The sequence below is a fragment of the Nocardioides limicola genome, from assembly GCF_016827675.1.
In the GTDB taxonomy this organism is placed as follows: domain Bacteria; phylum Actinomycetota; class Actinomycetes; order Propionibacteriales; family Nocardioidaceae; genus Nocardioides; species Nocardioides limicola.
The window spans coordinates 1-13,496 of record NZ_JAERJA010000001.1 but is presented as its reverse complement, the minus strand read 5'-3'; the positions used below and the strand labels follow the sequence as shown (position 1 = coordinate 13,496).

At 71.1% G+C, this 13,496-nt stretch carries 14 protein-coding genes; 6 read left to right on the top strand and 8 right to left on the bottom strand.

All coding sequences use genetic code 11. The features are described from left to right. The 6 genes from JKG67_RS00070 to JKG67_RS00045 all read right to left on the bottom strand — a co-directional run bounded on the left by JKG67_RS00070 (window position 1) and on the right by JKG67_RS00045 (window position 6,742). Window positions 1–411, bottom strand: a complete 411-nt coding sequence (locus tag JKG67_RS00070) for an SCO2097 family morphological protein (RefSeq protein ID WP_203335236.1) — start codon at window positions 409–411, stop codon at window positions 1–3. Between the two features lie 97 nt (window positions 412–508). Beyond that, on the bottom strand, window positions 509–1,714 hold the full coding sequence (dinB, locus tag JKG67_RS00065; protein WP_203335235.1) for a DNA polymerase IV: 1,206 nt from the start codon (window positions 1,712–1,714) through the stop codon (window positions 509–511). A 27-nt stretch (window positions 1,715–1,741) separates the two neighbouring features. After that, on the bottom strand, window positions 1,742–2,458 hold the full coding sequence (locus JKG67_RS00060) for a methyltransferase domain-containing protein (protein WP_203335234.1): 717 nt from the start codon (window positions 2,456–2,458) through the stop codon (window positions 1,742–1,744). Window positions 2,459–2,510: 52 nt separating this feature from the next. Continuing rightward, the gene (locus tag JKG67_RS00055) at window positions 2,511–6,014 is read right to left on the bottom strand and encodes a DNA polymerase III subunit alpha (protein WP_203335233.1); all 3,504 of its coding nucleotides are present in this window, start codon (window positions 6,012–6,014) and stop codon (window positions 2,511–2,513) included. Beyond that, window positions 6,011–6,451 (bottom strand): SAV_6107 family HEPN domain-containing protein, encoded by a 441-nt coding sequence (locus JKG67_RS00050; RefSeq protein ID WP_203335232.1) that lies wholly within the window; start codon window positions 6,449–6,451, stop codon window positions 6,011–6,013. The genes JKG67_RS00055 and JKG67_RS00050 overlap by 4 nt, the downstream gene beginning before the upstream one ends. Window positions 6,452–6,460: 9 nt before the next feature. Then, window positions 6,461–6,742, bottom strand: a complete 282-nt coding sequence (locus JKG67_RS00045) for a DUF6504 family protein (RefSeq protein WP_203335231.1) — start codon at window positions 6,740–6,742, stop codon at window positions 6,461–6,463. 138 nt (window positions 6,743–6,880) lie between these two features. Here JKG67_RS00045 and JKG67_RS00040 point away from each other — a divergent pair, with 138 nt between their 5' ends. Continuing rightward, on the top strand, window positions 6,881–7,354 hold the full coding sequence (locus tag JKG67_RS00040; RefSeq protein WP_203335230.1) for a YbaK/EbsC family protein: 474 nt from the start codon (window positions 6,881–6,883) through the stop codon (window positions 7,352–7,354). Between the two features lies 1 nt (window position 7,355). Continuing rightward, complete coding sequence (locus tag JKG67_RS00035) at window positions 7,356–8,660, top strand: phytoene desaturase family protein (protein ID WP_203335229.1); 1,305 nt, start codon at window positions 7,356–7,358, stop codon at window positions 8,658–8,660. Between the two features lie 7 nt (window positions 8,661–8,667). Here JKG67_RS00035 and metF read toward each other — a convergent pair whose 3' ends face one another. Continuing rightward, a complete protein-coding gene (gene metF / locus JKG67_RS00030) occupies window positions 8,668–9,561 on the bottom strand; it encodes a methylenetetrahydrofolate reductase [NAD(P)H] (RefSeq protein ID WP_203335228.1) in 894 nt (297 codons plus the stop codon). Between the two features lie 82 nt (window positions 9,562–9,643). On the opposite strand from metF, the gene JKG67_RS00025 reads away from it, so the two are divergent. Genes JKG67_RS00025 through JKG67_RS00015 form a run of 3 tightly spaced genes read left to right on the top strand, consistent with a single transcriptional unit; the run spans window position 9,644 to window position 12,248 of the window. After that, on the top strand, window positions 9,644–10,705 hold the full coding sequence (locus tag JKG67_RS00025) for a polyprenyl synthetase family protein (RefSeq protein ID WP_203335227.1): 1,062 nt from the start codon (window positions 9,644–9,646) through the stop codon (window positions 10,703–10,705). Window positions 10,706–10,765: 60 nt separating this feature from the next. Further along, window positions 10,766–11,683, top strand: coding sequence for a helix-turn-helix domain-containing protein (locus tag JKG67_RS00020; RefSeq protein ID WP_203335226.1), 918 nt, complete (start codon window positions 10,766–10,768; stop codon window positions 11,681–11,683). Window position 11,684: 1 nt separating this feature from the next. Next, window positions 11,685–12,248 carry a dihydrofolate reductase family protein gene (locus tag JKG67_RS00015; protein WP_203335225.1) on the top strand — a complete coding sequence of 188 codons (564 nt, stop codon included), beginning with the start codon at window positions 11,685–11,687 and terminating at the stop codon, window positions 12,246–12,248. Between the two features lie 338 nt (window positions 12,249–12,586). Here JKG67_RS00015 and JKG67_RS18980 read toward each other — a convergent pair whose 3' ends face one another. Continuing rightward, window positions 12,587–13,162, bottom strand: coding sequence for an HNH endonuclease signature motif containing protein (locus JKG67_RS18980; RefSeq protein WP_307816340.1), 576 nt, complete (start codon window positions 13,160–13,162; stop codon window positions 12,587–12,589). A 56-nt stretch (window positions 13,163–13,218) separates the two neighbouring features. Between JKG67_RS18980 and JKG67_RS00005 the strand changes: the two genes are divergently transcribed. Beyond that, window positions 13,219–13,496: hypothetical protein (locus JKG67_RS00005; protein WP_203335224.1), on the top strand; the 278-nt coding region annotated here is incomplete at its 3' end.

Below are 13,496 nucleotides of genomic sequence, written 5' to 3'. Positions count from 1 at the left end.
TCAGTAGCCGCCCTCGCGGCGCTTGCGCCAGCGTTGTTCCATCCGGTCCATGAAGTTGCTGCTGTCGCGGCCGGGGCGTGACTTCTTGCCGCCGTCGATCACTCCGAAACCGGTGCTGGTCTCACGGGCGGTGCTGTCCGGGGGCGGTTGCCGGAACGCGCCGAGGGCGATCATCGCCGAACCCAGCATCACCACGAAGCCGATCACCCCGACGATCATCTGCGGGATCATCACTCCGGCGAACAGCAGGCCGATGCCGCCCACGAAGACGGCGACGGCGAGCAGGCCACGTCCACGGGAGTACCTGTTCCGGGCAGGACCCCGCAACGCCGAAGCGAGTTTGGGGTCCTCGTCGGCGAGGGCGCGCTCCATCTGCTCGAGCGCCCGGAGCTCCTCTTCCGAGAGCGGCACGGTTCCTCCCTGATCGACCTTCCGGACCGTGGTGGTCCGTGTCCCCCAGTCTAGGCAGCCCGCGGCAAAGTCGGTAGTTGCGGTCCCGCTATTTCACTCACTGAGCCGAGTCGGCGCCGATCAGACTGGCCGGGCGAACCGCGGCCCGACCGAACCGGCGGGTGGCGGCGTCCATCGCCTGCTCCACCTCGGACCAGCCTCGTTCCGGCTCTCCCAACACCAGTTGTCGGTGCACGCTCCGGGTCGGCACCAGTTGCTCCAATCGCACTCCGACCAACCGGATCCGGGCCCGCTGCAGGCCGAGTGCCTCGAAGGAACCGCAGGCGGCCCGATGGATCTCCCCGGTGCGGTCGGTGGCCTCGGCCAGGGTCCGGGATCGGGTGAGGGTGGTGAAGTCGGCGAACCGGACCCGGAGAGTGACGGTACGCCCCGAGAGCTCCACGGCCCGGACCCGACGACCCACCTTCGCCGAAAGTCGCAGCAACTCCCGCCGGATCACCTCGGCATCGTCCACGTCCTGGGCGAAGGTGTGGTCGGCCCCGGTGCTGCGCTCCGGCGCATGCGGCCCCGATCTCGGGGTGACCCGCTGCCGATCGGCACCCCAGGCCAGCCGGTGCAGGTGCCCACCGGCAGCGATGCCGAGGATCTGCTGCAGCACCGGCAGCGGGGTGTGCGCGACGTCACCGACGGTGATCAGGCCGAGCCGGACGAGTCTGGCCCGGGTCCGCTCCCCGACCCCCCACAGTTCTCCGACATCGAGCGGATGCAGGAACCCGATCACCTGGTGCGGGGCGACCACTGCCACCCCGTCCGGCTTCGCGAGGCGACCGGCCAGTTTGGCCACCGAGATGGTGGGGGCGACACCGACCGAGCAGGTGATCCGTTGCTCGTCATGGATCCGGGCCCGGATCAGTTCAGCGATCTGCCACGGGGTGCCGAGCCGGCGTACCGCACCGGAGACGTCGAGGAACGCCTCGTCCAAGGAGATGACCTCGACCAGGTCGGTGACCTGACGGAAGATCTCCCGGACCGCCGCCGAACTGCGCTCGAAGGCAGCGAAGTCCGGCGGCAGCACCACCAGGGACGGGCAGAGACGACGAGCCCGCGACATCGGCATCGCCGACCGGATCCCTGCCGCCCTGGCCACGTAGTTGGCCGACAGCACCACGCCCCGGCCGGCGCCCCCGACCGCCACCGGCAGGTCGGCCAGGTCAGGACGGTCCCGCAACGCCACCGAGGCATAGAAGGCATCCATGTCCACGTGCAGGATCACCGACGCCTCCGACCCGTCGGGGGGCCTCATCGCCGTCCTGTCGGGACGGTCCGGGACTCAGCGCCGAGCGAGCAGATGCAGTTGTGCGGCCAGCACCTGGTACTCCGGACGACCGGCGACGGCACGCTCCAGGTCGAGCAACCCCTGACCGGCGCCCGCCTCGGCATCGAGCAGCGAGCCGGGCACCAGATCGGTGAAGACCCGGACGCCGTGCACCTGAGGTGCGGCGTACCCGGCGTCGAGCAGCAGTCGGGTGATCCCCTCCACGGTGAAGCGTCGCCCGCTGCGGTGCCGCCCGTCCGGCACTCCGGGATCGTCGAGCAGCTCTCTGGCCTGGCCGAAGTGGCCGGCCAGCGCCCGGGAGACCACGGCCGCGTGCTGCTGGGCGACCAGCAGGCTGAGCGCGCCACCGGGGCGCAGCACCGTGCCGATCGCGGCCAGTGCGGCCGGGATGTCGTCGACCACTTCGAGCACGCCGTGACAGAGCACCAGATCGAAGGAGTCGGCCGCCACCAGGTCGACCAGATCGGCCAGGTCACCCTGCTGACTGGTGATCTCGGCCCCGGCCTCGGCGGCGCGGCGGCCGAGCGCGGCGAGGGCGTCGGGACTGGGATCGACCACGGTGACCCGGTGCCCCTGCTCGGCGATCCGGACTGCGGAGACCCCGGTGCCTCCACCGATGTCGAGTACGTCGCACCCTCCGGCCGCGAGGACCTCGTCGAGAGCGTCCCAGACCACTGCGGTGCGGGCGAGGAGCGATGCCGGGCCGACCATGGGTCCCACCCTAGTGCCCCGGCGTCAGCGAGCGGGGACCTGTGCACGCCATTCACCCCGGACTCCCCGGACTGCGATGCCACAGCTTGCGGGCCACCTGCCGGACGTCCTCACCGGCGGGCCGGATGTCGGAGTACGGCGACATCGCGAAACCGCTGGTGTGCGTGAGCACCCGGCGTGGCTGCTCCGGCCGCTCCGGCTGCCCGGCAGGTGTCGACTCGATCAGTCGCCGCACCGCCTCCAGGCCCTGATGCCGGGCCAACTCCCGGAGTTCGGTCAACTCCCACGCGCCGGTGCCGCGCAGCGAGACCCCCCGGTATCCGGTACGCCGCAACTCACCACGGACCAGCAGCAGCCACGACCCGAAGACGGTCGCCGCATACGGCCCCTGGGCGTCGGAGAAGAAGGTGACGTCGACCGGTCCGGTGGCGTCGTCGAGGGTCAGGAAGACCACCCGGTGTCCGGAGCGGACCGGCGGGGTCTGGGTGGCAACCTTGACCCCGGCGACCAGCAGGTCCGCGCGGCTGCGCTGGCCGAGGAGATCCCGGCTCCGGGTCACTCCGAGAGCGGCGAGGAAGTCGGCGTACTCGGTGAGCACGTGGGTGCTGACATCGAGACCCAGCACCTCGAGCTCGGCGCGGAGTCGTTCGTCGGCGGCCATCTCGGGCAGTCCGTGGCTGACCTCACCACCGTCCAGGTCGAGGGCGAGCTGCCCGACCAGACCGGCCGACCGGCTGGCCCGGTCGAGGGTGTTGATCTGCAGCAGCAGGTCGCGGCGGGTGGGGCGACCGCGACGGGTCAGGAAGTCGGTGATCCCGTGCAACCGGTCCAGGGCGCCGGTCTCCACCAGTCGTTCGGCCACCGGCCGGGAGACCCGGGCGCGGTGCCAGAAGTCGGCCAGCGAACTGTACGGACGCCCGGCCAGCACCCGTTCGATCTCCGCGTCACTGATCCCCTTCACCTCCCCCAATGCGATCCGGATGCCGTACCCGCGCTCGGTCCGCTCCACGGTGTAGTGCCGGCCGCTGACATTGACGTCGAGACCGAGCACCTCAAGACCGCACTGGCGGGCGTCGTCGAGGATCAGTCGTTTCGGATACATGCCTGGGTCGTGGGTGAGTACTCCGGCCAGGAACGCTGCCGGGTGATGTGCCTTGAGCCAGGCCGATTGGAAGGTGGGCACCGCGAACGCCGCGGCATGGGCCTTGCAGAACCCGAACGAGGCGAAGGCCGCCAGCACCGCCCACATCCGCTCCACCAGCGCCAGTTCGTAGCCTCGCGCCAGCGCTCGGGTGTGGAACCAGATCCTGGTGTCGGCCATCCCGTCGACGTCGCCGAGCATCCGACGGCGTACGTCGGCCTCGGCATGGCTGACCCCGGCGAAGGTGGCGATCAGTTCGATCACCTGCTCGTGGAAGACCACCACCCCGTGGGTGGGCCCGAGGATGCCGCGCAGCTGGGGGTGTGGGTAGACCGCCTGCTTCCAGCCCTGCTTGGCCTCCAGGTAGGGCCTGACCATGTCGCTCTTCACCGGCCCGGGGCGGAACAGGGAGATGTCGACGATGACGTCCTCGAAGGTGTCGATCCCGGACTTGGCGATCAGCTCCCGCTGCCCGGGGGACTCGATCTGGAAGACGCCGAGGGTGCGGGCCTCGCTGATCAGCCGATAGGTCGCCGGGTCGTCGTAGGGCACCTCGTCGAGGTCGATCGTGACGGCGTCGACCCGCTCCACCTCGGCGATCGCGTGGGCCATCGCCGACTGCATCCGGATGCCGAGTACGTCGAGCTTGAGCAGGCCGAGGTCCTCCACGTCGTCCTTGTCGAACTGGCTCATCGGGTAGCCGGCGTGGCTGGGCTCGACGGGGGTGCGGTCCAGCAGGGTGGCGTCGGAGAGGATCACCCCGCAGGGGTGCAGGGCGATGTGTCGGGGCAGCCCGTCGAGCCGTTCCACCAGTCGGAGCAGCACGTCCAGGTGGCCGGCGTCCAGCCCGGCGTTCCGCAGTTCGGGCAGCTCCCGCAGCGCGGCCCGGGCGTCCCGGGCCCGGATGTGCGGGAACGCCTTGGCGATCGCGTCGATCTCGGTGGGCGGCAGACCGATGGCCGCGCCGACGTCGCGGACCGCGTGCCGGACTCGGTAGGTGTCCCGCATCGAGACGCAGACGCAGCGGTCGGAGCCGAACCTGGCCAGGATCGCGTCGTAGATCTCCGTCCTGCGGGCCGACTCCACATCCAGGTCGATGTCGGGCAGGGTCGCCCGCAGCGGTGAGCAGAACCGCTCCATCAGCAGGTCGTGCCGCAGCGGGTCGACCGCGGAGATGCCGAGCAGGTGGTTGACCAGGCTGCCGGCACCGGATCCGCGGGCGGCGCAGCGCACCCCCAGGTCGCGGATCAGGTCGGTGACCTCGGCGACGGTGAGGAAGTACGCCGCATAGCCGAGCTGGCCGATGATCTGCAGCTCGTGGTCGAGCCGGCTCCAGATCCGCAGCCTGGGCGCGGCACCGTAGCGTCGCTCGATGCTCGCTTCGCAGGCCGCCCGGAGCATGGCGTCCGCATCCCCGGCGACGCCCAGCTCCGGCAGGTGGGCGCGCCCCATCCCCAGATCGGCCGGCTCCAGCACGCACTGGTCGGCGACGCTCCGGCTCCTGGCCAGCAGCCGGGTGGCCTCGGCATCGGCGAGACCGGCGGCCCGGCAGATGTCCTCGGCGATCTCGGTCATCTCCTTGCCGGACTTCAGGTAGCCCTCGGCGTTGCCGCGGCCACGAGTGGGGCCGGGGTCGCGCAGGTCCACCGACCCCAGCGGCACCAGTCGGCGGGCGGAGTCGAGGATGTCGATGATCGGGGCGTCGTCGCGGGCCGCATATCTGACCTGGTTGCTGAGCACCGTCCCCACTCCTGCCTCCGCGGCCAGGCCGAGCATCCGGGCGGCATGGATGCTGCTGCCCGGTCCATGCCCGGGCAGCCGATGCGAGACCGTCTCCATCACCAGGTGGTGACGTGGCACCAGGTCGGACAGCCGGGCCAGGGCGACCCGGGCCAGATCGTGGCGGCGGGCGGCCAGGTGCTGTCCCGGCTCCGAGTCCGGGCCGAGCAGCACCCGCACGTGTGCGGCATGTTCGCCGATCAGTGTCGGGTCGAGGACCGGGCGTCCACGCTCGGTCGCCGCCGCATGGGCCGCGGAGACCAGCCGGCACAGCGCCGCCCACCCTGCTCGCCCGTCGGCGAGCAGGGTGAGTCGGGGCAGCCGCGGGTCCCGGAAGGCGCCGCCGCGGGCCGGAGTCCGCCTGGGCTCGGCCACCACCGACCGACCGCGCCCGTCGAGTCGCTGCTCGGGCCCCGGCCAGCGGTAGGCCAGGTCCACCCCCAGCACCGGCCGGATCCCGGAGCGCTGGCAGGCCTTGACGAACTTCACCGCGCCATAGAGACCGTCCCGGTCGGTGAGCGCCAAGGTGTCCATCTCCAGGTCCGCGGCCCGCTCGACCAGCAGGTGCGGGTGCGAGGCGCCGTACTGCAGGGAGTACCCGGAACTGACGTGCAGGTGGACGAACGGATCGCTCATGCTCCCGCCGCGGCACGCCACGGAAGTTGCTGCTCGATCCGGGCGTGCGGAGCCAGCCCGAGGCTGGTCTCGACCACGGCCAGGAAGCGGTCTGCCTCCCGGATCAGGTCGTCGGCCTCGCGTTCGGTGACCGCCCGCCGGGAGCCGGCCTCGGCGGCAGCCCGTTTGGACGCCCCGGCAGCGAACAGGGTGGCCCATTCGGCCAGTTCGGGGGCCACTCGGGCCAGTAGCACCCAGGCGTTGCGTTGGGGACGGCTGCCCGGCGTGGGCCTGGCCCGGGCGGCGAGCAGCGCGGCTGCGGCCCGGAGCGCGGCGACATGGGCGTGGGCGTACCGGGCTGGCACGTCGGTGCTGGTGATCGCCTCCCGGAGCGACTCAGCGGCACGCGCCAACTGGGCGTGTGTGGTGGCCGGCAGCAGGTGTGGACTGGTCTGCATCGCTCCCCCTCAGTCCGCGCAGCCGACGAGTTGCCAGTGGCCGTCGGTGCTGTCCAGGGCCAGGTCGAAGACGCCGGAGGCCACGCCCCGGCCGGCCTCCACCCGCCACAGCTCCCGCTCGGCGACCAGGTCCACCGGCCCCTCGGCGCCGACCGCCGCCTGCCACCAGGCGCCGGTCTCCACCCAGTGGGCGATCACCTCACGCACCTTCCACAACCGGCCGTGCCACAGGAACTGCTCCGGCCCGTCACCGCCTCGTCGCACATCCACGGGGTCGTCGTACTTGCGCACAGTGCACCTCTTCCGTTGCTCTCACTCGACCCCACCAACCACGCCAACTTCGAACATACTTTCGAAGCACGATCTACGTTACACCTCCCCTCCGACAACCGGTCAAGTGCCGACGAGGTCGCCCAGTAGCCTTCGTCCATGACCAGCGAGCACGAGTCGATCACCCGCTTCCGCGCCGAGCTCGGGCGACGTGGCGGCACCGGCGACGTGGTGGTGCTGCCCGACTCGGTGCACACCGCTGCCCTGGCCGCCGAGGCGCTCGGCTGCGAGGTCGGCGCGATCGCGAACAGCCTGGTCTTCGACGCCGACGGCTCCCCGGTCCTGCTGCTCACCTCCGGCGCCCACCGGGTGGACACCGACAAGGTGGCCGCTGACCTCGGCCTGCCGCCGCTGCGGCGCGCCGCAGCCGAGTTCGTCCGCCAGCACACCGGCCAGGTGATCGGCGGCGTCTCCCCGATCGCGCACCCTGCCCCGCTGCCGACGTACCTGGACGTGTGGCTGCAACGACACCCGGTCATCTGGGCGGCGGCCGGCCACCCGGCCGCCGTCTTCTCCACGACCTACGAGGAGCTGCTGAAGATGACCGACGCGACCGAGATCGAGGTGGCCTGAGATGGCCCGGGTGACCGTGATCGGCGGCGGCTTCGGCGGCCTGGCCAGCGCGGCACGGCTCGCCAAGCTCGGTCACGAGGTGACCTTGGTGGAGCGGCTGCCGACCCTCGGCGGCGCCCTGGACTCGATCAGTGCCCGAGGGTTCACCTGGGACACCGGCCCGACCACCACGCTGTTGCCGGGCGTGGTCCGGGACCTGTTCCGCAAGTCCGGCCGGCAACTCGACGCCGAACTGGACCTGGTCGCCGTGGACCTGATCCGCGAGCACCGGTTCGCCGACGGCAGCAGCGTTCGGCTGCCCGGCGGCTCCCGAGGGGTGCAGTACGACGCCTTCGAGGAACTCGAGGCCGGACTCGGCGACCTGTGGTGCGACTACGTCGCCTCCTTCGCCGACGACTGGGACCTGATCCGTCGCGACTACCTGGAGCGGCCGCTGCTGCCGGAGACCACCAGCAAGCAGGTGCAGCGCCTGCTGCGCAGCCGAGAGTCGGTCTACAAGCGTCTCCGCAAGACCTTCCGGGACCCGCGCCTGCGCCAGGTGGCGGCCTACCCGTTCGTGCTCGGCGGCCACGACCCTCGCAACGTCCCGGCCTGGATGGGCATGCACGCCTACGTCGAGCAGCGCTTCGGAGCCTGGACGATCCCCGGCGGGATGGTGGCACTGCGCGACGCCCTGGCCGCCCGGCTGGAGACCCGGAAGGTGCGGGTGCTGACCGAGACCACGGCCACCGACGTGGTGTTGCGCGAGGGCGCCGTGGTCGCGGTGGCCACCGACTCGGGTCCGGTGGACACCGACGTGGTGGTGTGCGCGATCGATCCGCGCCGACTGCCGGTGCTGGCCCGGCACGTGGCGCGGACGATGCCGGCGATCCCGCCGGTGGTCTGCCACCTGGGCCTGGACGGCGAGATCCCGGAACTGACCTCCGAGGTGGTGCTGCACGGCGACGCGGAGCTGACCGTGAGACCCGGCGGACGAGCGCCCGAGGGCGGAGCGGCCTGGACGGTGCTCGGTCGGGGTCGGTTGTCCGAGGACATCCTGAACGCGATGGCCCGCCAGGGCTTGGACGTGCGGCGGCACCTGGTGACCCGGATCGACCGGTCTCCCAAGGAGCAGGCCGAGCACTGGGCCGGCTCACCGATGGGCGTGCTCTGGCAGGGGCGGTCCACGGTCACCGAACGAGTCGGCCCGGCCACCCCGGTGCCGGGGGTGTACGCCGCCGGGGCGCACGCGACACCCGGAGCCGGGATCCCGTTCGTCGGCCTGTCGGCGGCGCTGGTCGCGGAGGCGATCGGGCCGGCCCGCTGAGGCAGGCTCAGTCGCCCAGCCGCAGCGCCGCGAAGATCTCCCGGGTCGCCTTGGACCGGTTCAACGTGTAGAAGTGCAGCCCCGGTGCGCCGCCGGCGAGCAGGTCCTGACACAACTCGGTGGCGATCCGGATGCCCTCGGCCCGCAACGCGGCCGGGTCGTCGCGGAGCGGTTCCAGCCGCGCTCGGACCTCGTCGGGGATCTCTCGGCCGGAGAGCTCGACCATCCGCTGCATCGAGTTGTAGTTCAGGATGGGCATGATGCCGGGCAGGATCGGGAAGTCGACCCCGTGGTCCTGGGCGCGCTCCACCAGTCCGAAATAGTCGCTGGCCCGCAACACCATCTCGGTGATCGCGAACTCCGCACCGGCGTCGTACTTGGCGCGCAGTGCCTTGGCATCGTCGTCGAGGGTCGGCGCGTCCCGGTGCCCTTCGGGGAACGCGGCCACGCCCACGCAGGAGCCGACGGTCTCCTTGATCAGTGCGACCAGATCGCTGGCGTAGTCGACGCCTCCCTCGGTGCCCACCCAGGGGGTCCCGGGGCCGGCCGGCGGGTCACCCCGGAGCGCCAGCACGTTGCGTACCCCGGCGTCGGTGAGGTCGGCGAGGATGCTGCGGACCTCGTCGCTGGTGTGACCGACGCAGGTGAGGTGTGCCATCGGCAACAGGCTGGTCTCGCTGGCGATCCGGCCGGTGATCGCCACCGTGCGGTCACGGGTCTGGCCACCGGCCCCGTAGGTGACCGAGACGAAGGTCGGCTTGAGCGGCTCGAGTTCGGAGATCGACTGCCACAGCACCTTCTCGCCCTCGTCGTCCTTGGGCGGGAAGAACTCGAACGAGAACGACTGCTGGCCGGCGCGGATCCGCGCCGCGATGCTGCGTTCGTCAGTGACATCGACCATGGTCAAAGCGTAGAGGCGACTCCCCGCGTCGGGACCTTTGTCCACCGACCGGGCCAGATCGGACGCCGGATACGCTCGCGCCGTGAGCACTCATTGGGACGCGGCCTCCTTCCGGGATTCGATCCAGCAGACCCTGGACGAGTTCCTGGCGGCTCAGCAGGAGCGGTTGGCGCCGTTGGGCGCTGACGCGACCCGGTTGCTGGATGAGGCCCGGGTGACGGTCGCGGGTGGCAAGCGGTTGCGCGCCGCGTTCTGTTGGTGGGGCTATCGGGCGGTTCAGCCCGAGGTGGCCGATCCCGCCGCCCTGTTCCGGGCCTGCGCCGCCCTGGAGTTGCTGCATGCCAGCGCCTTGGTGCACGACGACGTGATGGACGACTCCGACACCCGGCGCGGCCGGCCGGCGACCCACCGGGCGTTCGCGGCGCAGCACCGAGGCGACGGCTGGACCGGGGATCCCGAGCAGTACGGCACCGCCACCGCCATCCTGCTCGGTGACTTGTTGCTGACGTGGGCCGATGAGCTCCTGCGGCACAGTGGACTGCCGCAGGTGGGCACGGGCCTGGACTTCTTCGACGTGTGCCGCACCGAGGTGGTCGCCGGCCAGTTCCTGGATGTGTCGGTGCAGGCGCGTGGCCGCGCCGACGTGGCCACCGCGATGACGGTGCTGCGGTTCAAGTCGGCCAAGTACTCGATCGAGCGGCCGCTGCACATCGGTGCCGCGCTGGCCGGTGCGGGCCCGGGGACGATCGAGGAGCTCACTGCCTTCGGGCTGCCGCTGGGCGAGGCCTTCCAACTGCGCGACGACGTGCTCGGGGTCTTCGGGGACCCGGCCAGCACTGGGAAGCCGGCCGGCGACGATCTGGTCGAGGGGAAGCGCACCGTCCTGATCGCGCTGGCCCTGGAGTCCGCCGCCGCTGCGGACGCGGACCTGCTGGACCGGTCCCTGGGCAAGGAGTTGACCGCCGCCGAGGTGGCGCGACTGTGCGAGGTCATCGAGTCCTCCGGGGCGCGTCTCCAGGTGGAGTCGATGATCGATGAACTCGCCGCCACCTCGCTGGCCGCGCTGGAGCGGTCCGGGGTGAGCGCGGTCGCCCAGGACGCCCTGCGGGCTCTGGCGGCCGCCGCCACCAAGCGGGACAGATAGCGACCAGCTGAGCAAGGACGGTCAAGGGGCGAGGTGGCGTCACCGCGCAGACTGGTCCGCATGAGTGATCGTGATCGGCTTCGCCAACTGCTCGACGCGGCCCTCGACGAGGACAACCGGACGTTGGGCGAGATGGCGGACGGCGCCCATTCCTCGCCGTACCACTTCAGCCGGCTGCTCTCCGGCGCTACCGGCGAGGCCCCGGTGGCGATGCGACGCCGGCTGATGCTGGAACGCGCCGCCTGGCAACTGGGGAACGGGAGCAGTGTCACCGAGGCCGCCTGGGCGGCCGGCTACGAGTCGGTCGAGGGGTTCAGCCGGGCCTTCTCGCGCGCCTTCGGGCATCCGCCGAGCAGCCCGGGTGCCGGGCACTGGCTGCCGGCGCCCAACGGCATCCATTTCCACCCGCCCATGTCGTTGTGGGTGCACTCCACGGAGCAGGCCATGAACCCTCTCACCGAACAGTTGGTCGGCCACGACCTGGGCGACACCCGGTACCTGCTCGACCTCGCCAAGGCTGTGGACCCTGCGGAGTTCCACCGGGTGCGGATGCCCGGCCTGGTGGTGCTGGCGTGGGACGGCCCGGAGGAGTCGCTGGCTCAGGTGCTGTCACATCACGTGAGGACCCGCGAGGTGTGGCTGGCTGCGATCAACGGAGACGCGATGCCGCCGCAGCCGGAGCATGTCGAGGCGGTCGACCTGTGGGAACGGCACGAGGCCACCGCGCCGCGCTGGCTCGCCATGGTGCGGGACCTGGAACGTCGAGGCGCCTGGGACGACCGGCTGATCGATGCGCGCTGCGAGCCTCCGGAGAGCTTCCAGCTCGCCCATGTCCTCACCCACGTGCTCGCCTTCAGCGCGCACCGGCGCCTGCTCGCTCGGCACCTGTTCCGCGCCGCCGGGGTGGAGACCGACGACGGGGACCCGATCGGATGGCTGCGGTCACTGCGTGGTGAAGCCGACGGAGAGGAACACTGAGATGCCGACGCTGACCTACTACACCGCGACCACGCTGGACGGATTCATCGCCGACCCCGAGGATTCGCTCGCCTGGCTGTTCCCGCAGGAGCAGGAACGGGACGGTCTCTTCAACTACGACGAGTTCTTCGCCGGCATCGGCGCGGTGGTGATGGGGTCCACGACGTACGAGTGGGTGCTCGACCACCAGCGGGAGATGGTCACGGAGACCGGGTCGGTGTGGCCCTACCGAATCCCGACGTGGGTGATGACCAGCCGCGACCTGGCGCCCGTCGCCGGGGCGGACGTACGGTTCGCGGCCGGGCCGGTCGCCACCGTGTACGACGAGATGGCGGCGGCAGCCGAGGGGAAGGATCTGTGGGTGGTCGGAGGCGGCGATCTGGCCGGGCAGTTCGCGGACGCCGGCCTGCTGGACGAGGTGATCACCTACGTCGCCCCGGTCACCCTGGGCTCGGGTCGACCGCTCCTGCCTCGACGGCTTGCGCTGCGACTCCTCGAGACCGGACGCAACGGCGCGTTCGTGTGTTCGCGGTACGCCGTAGTCGGCCCCGGCGAGTGGGCGTAGTCCCCCCTGCTGGCCGAATGCGTCGCCTGTCCGGTGGTCGAGTGCCGCCTGCATTCGGTGGTCGAGTGCCGCCTGCATTCGGTGGTCGAGTGCCGTGCCTGTTCGGTGGTCGAGTGCCGCCGAGCTTGCGAGGCGGTGTATCGAGGCCACCCCCGAGGTCGCGCGGACGCTCGCTGACGCTCGCTACTCGACCGCCGAACCACACCACCGTGCTCGGTGGTCGAGTGCCGCGCCTGTTCGGTGGTCGAGTGCCGCCGAGCTTGCGAGGCGGTGTATCGAGGCCACCCCCGGGTGGCACGGGGCAGGCCGGTGGCCCCGCAGCCGGTGGGGGTGCGGGGTCAGGGGCGGGGTGTATCTCGTGGTGGGTCGACGGGACTGCTGCCGTCGGGTCCACGGTGATACGAGCGGCCTTGGGGGCTGGTCCACAGGTACTCACCAGGGATCAGCATCGTGTAGGTCCACCCCAGGTGGGTCTTCGCCCTGTGGTGGGTACGACACAACGGCGCCAGGTTCGTGGAGTCGGTCCGGCCACCGCCACCGTCGTCGCGCCAGGGTTCGACATGGTCCAGATCGCTGGTCCTGGCCGGCCGGTGGCAGTGCGGGAACACACACGTCGGGTTGTTCCCGACCACCTGCTCCCGCAACCTGCCCGAGGGCTGATACCCCGTCGACATCAACGTCTCGTGAAGATCCAGGACGGGTTGGACGGTGACCTGGGCGCCCTCACACCATTCGGTGAGCTGCTCAAACGTCACCAACCGATCCCGCTTCCCCAGGATCGTCTCCACCCGGGCGATCCCGTCCCCGAACCCCTGAACCGCATCCTCGGACAGATGCACATGCAACACCACCCGCCGGGTGGGTGGCCTCGATACATCGGCTCGTCCCTCGCCGACACTCGACCACCGACCCACCGCTCCGTCACCCGCGGTGTCTCGAGACCCCCGCCACTGTCCCCGCGGTCGTCGAGGTGGAGGTGGAGTTGGGTGCGGGCCAGCTCGCCGAGGGCTTTGGCGCGGCGTACGTTCAACGATTCCAGGGATCCCAGGTCGCGGTACTGCGCGGCCAGGGTGGTGAGGGCTTCTTGGAGGTCGAGCGCGTCGGCGGCGTCGATGACCCCGTTTACGCGGGCGTGGCAGACCTGCCCATCGATCAGGTCATCGAGGTCGATGTCGACCCGGCGACCCTCGAGGCCGTCGAGGCGGCGCTGTTCGGCCTCCTCGGGGTCGAACCGGGTCAGTGCCTCGT

Excerpts from the sequence above, each read along its gene's own strand:
- dinB (WP_203335235.1), bottom strand. The coding sequence starts at position 1,714 with ATGAGGCCCCCCGACGGGTCGGAGGCGTCGGTGATCCTGCACGTGGAC.
- JKG67_RS00060 (WP_203335234.1), bottom strand. The coding sequence starts at position 2,458 with ATGGTCGGCCCGGCATCGCTCCTCGCCCGCACCGCAGTGGTCTGGGAC.
- JKG67_RS00055 (WP_203335233.1), bottom strand. The coding sequence starts at position 6,014 with ATGAGCGATCCGTTCGTCCACCTGCACGTCAGTTCCGGGTACTCCCTG.
- JKG67_RS00050 (WP_203335232.1), bottom strand. The coding sequence starts at position 6,451 with ATGCAGACCAGTCCACACCTGCTGCCGGCCACCACACACGCCCAGTTG.
- JKG67_RS00040 (WP_203335230.1), top strand. The coding sequence starts at position 6,881 with ATGACCAGCGAGCACGAGTCGATCACCCGCTTCCGCGCCGAGCTCGGG.
- JKG67_RS00035 (WP_203335229.1), top strand. The coding sequence starts at position 7,356 with ATGGCCCGGGTGACCGTGATCGGCGGCGGCTTCGGCGGCCTGGCCAGC.
- metF (WP_203335228.1), bottom strand. The coding sequence starts at position 9,561 with ATGGTCGATGTCACTGACGAACGCAGCATCGCGGCGCGGATCCGCGCC.
- JKG67_RS00020 (WP_203335226.1), top strand. The coding sequence starts at position 10,766 with ATGAGTGATCGTGATCGGCTTCGCCAACTGCTCGACGCGGCCCTCGAC.
- JKG67_RS00015 (WP_203335225.1), top strand. The coding sequence starts at position 11,685 with ATGCCGACGCTGACCTACTACACCGCGACCACGCTGGACGGATTCATC.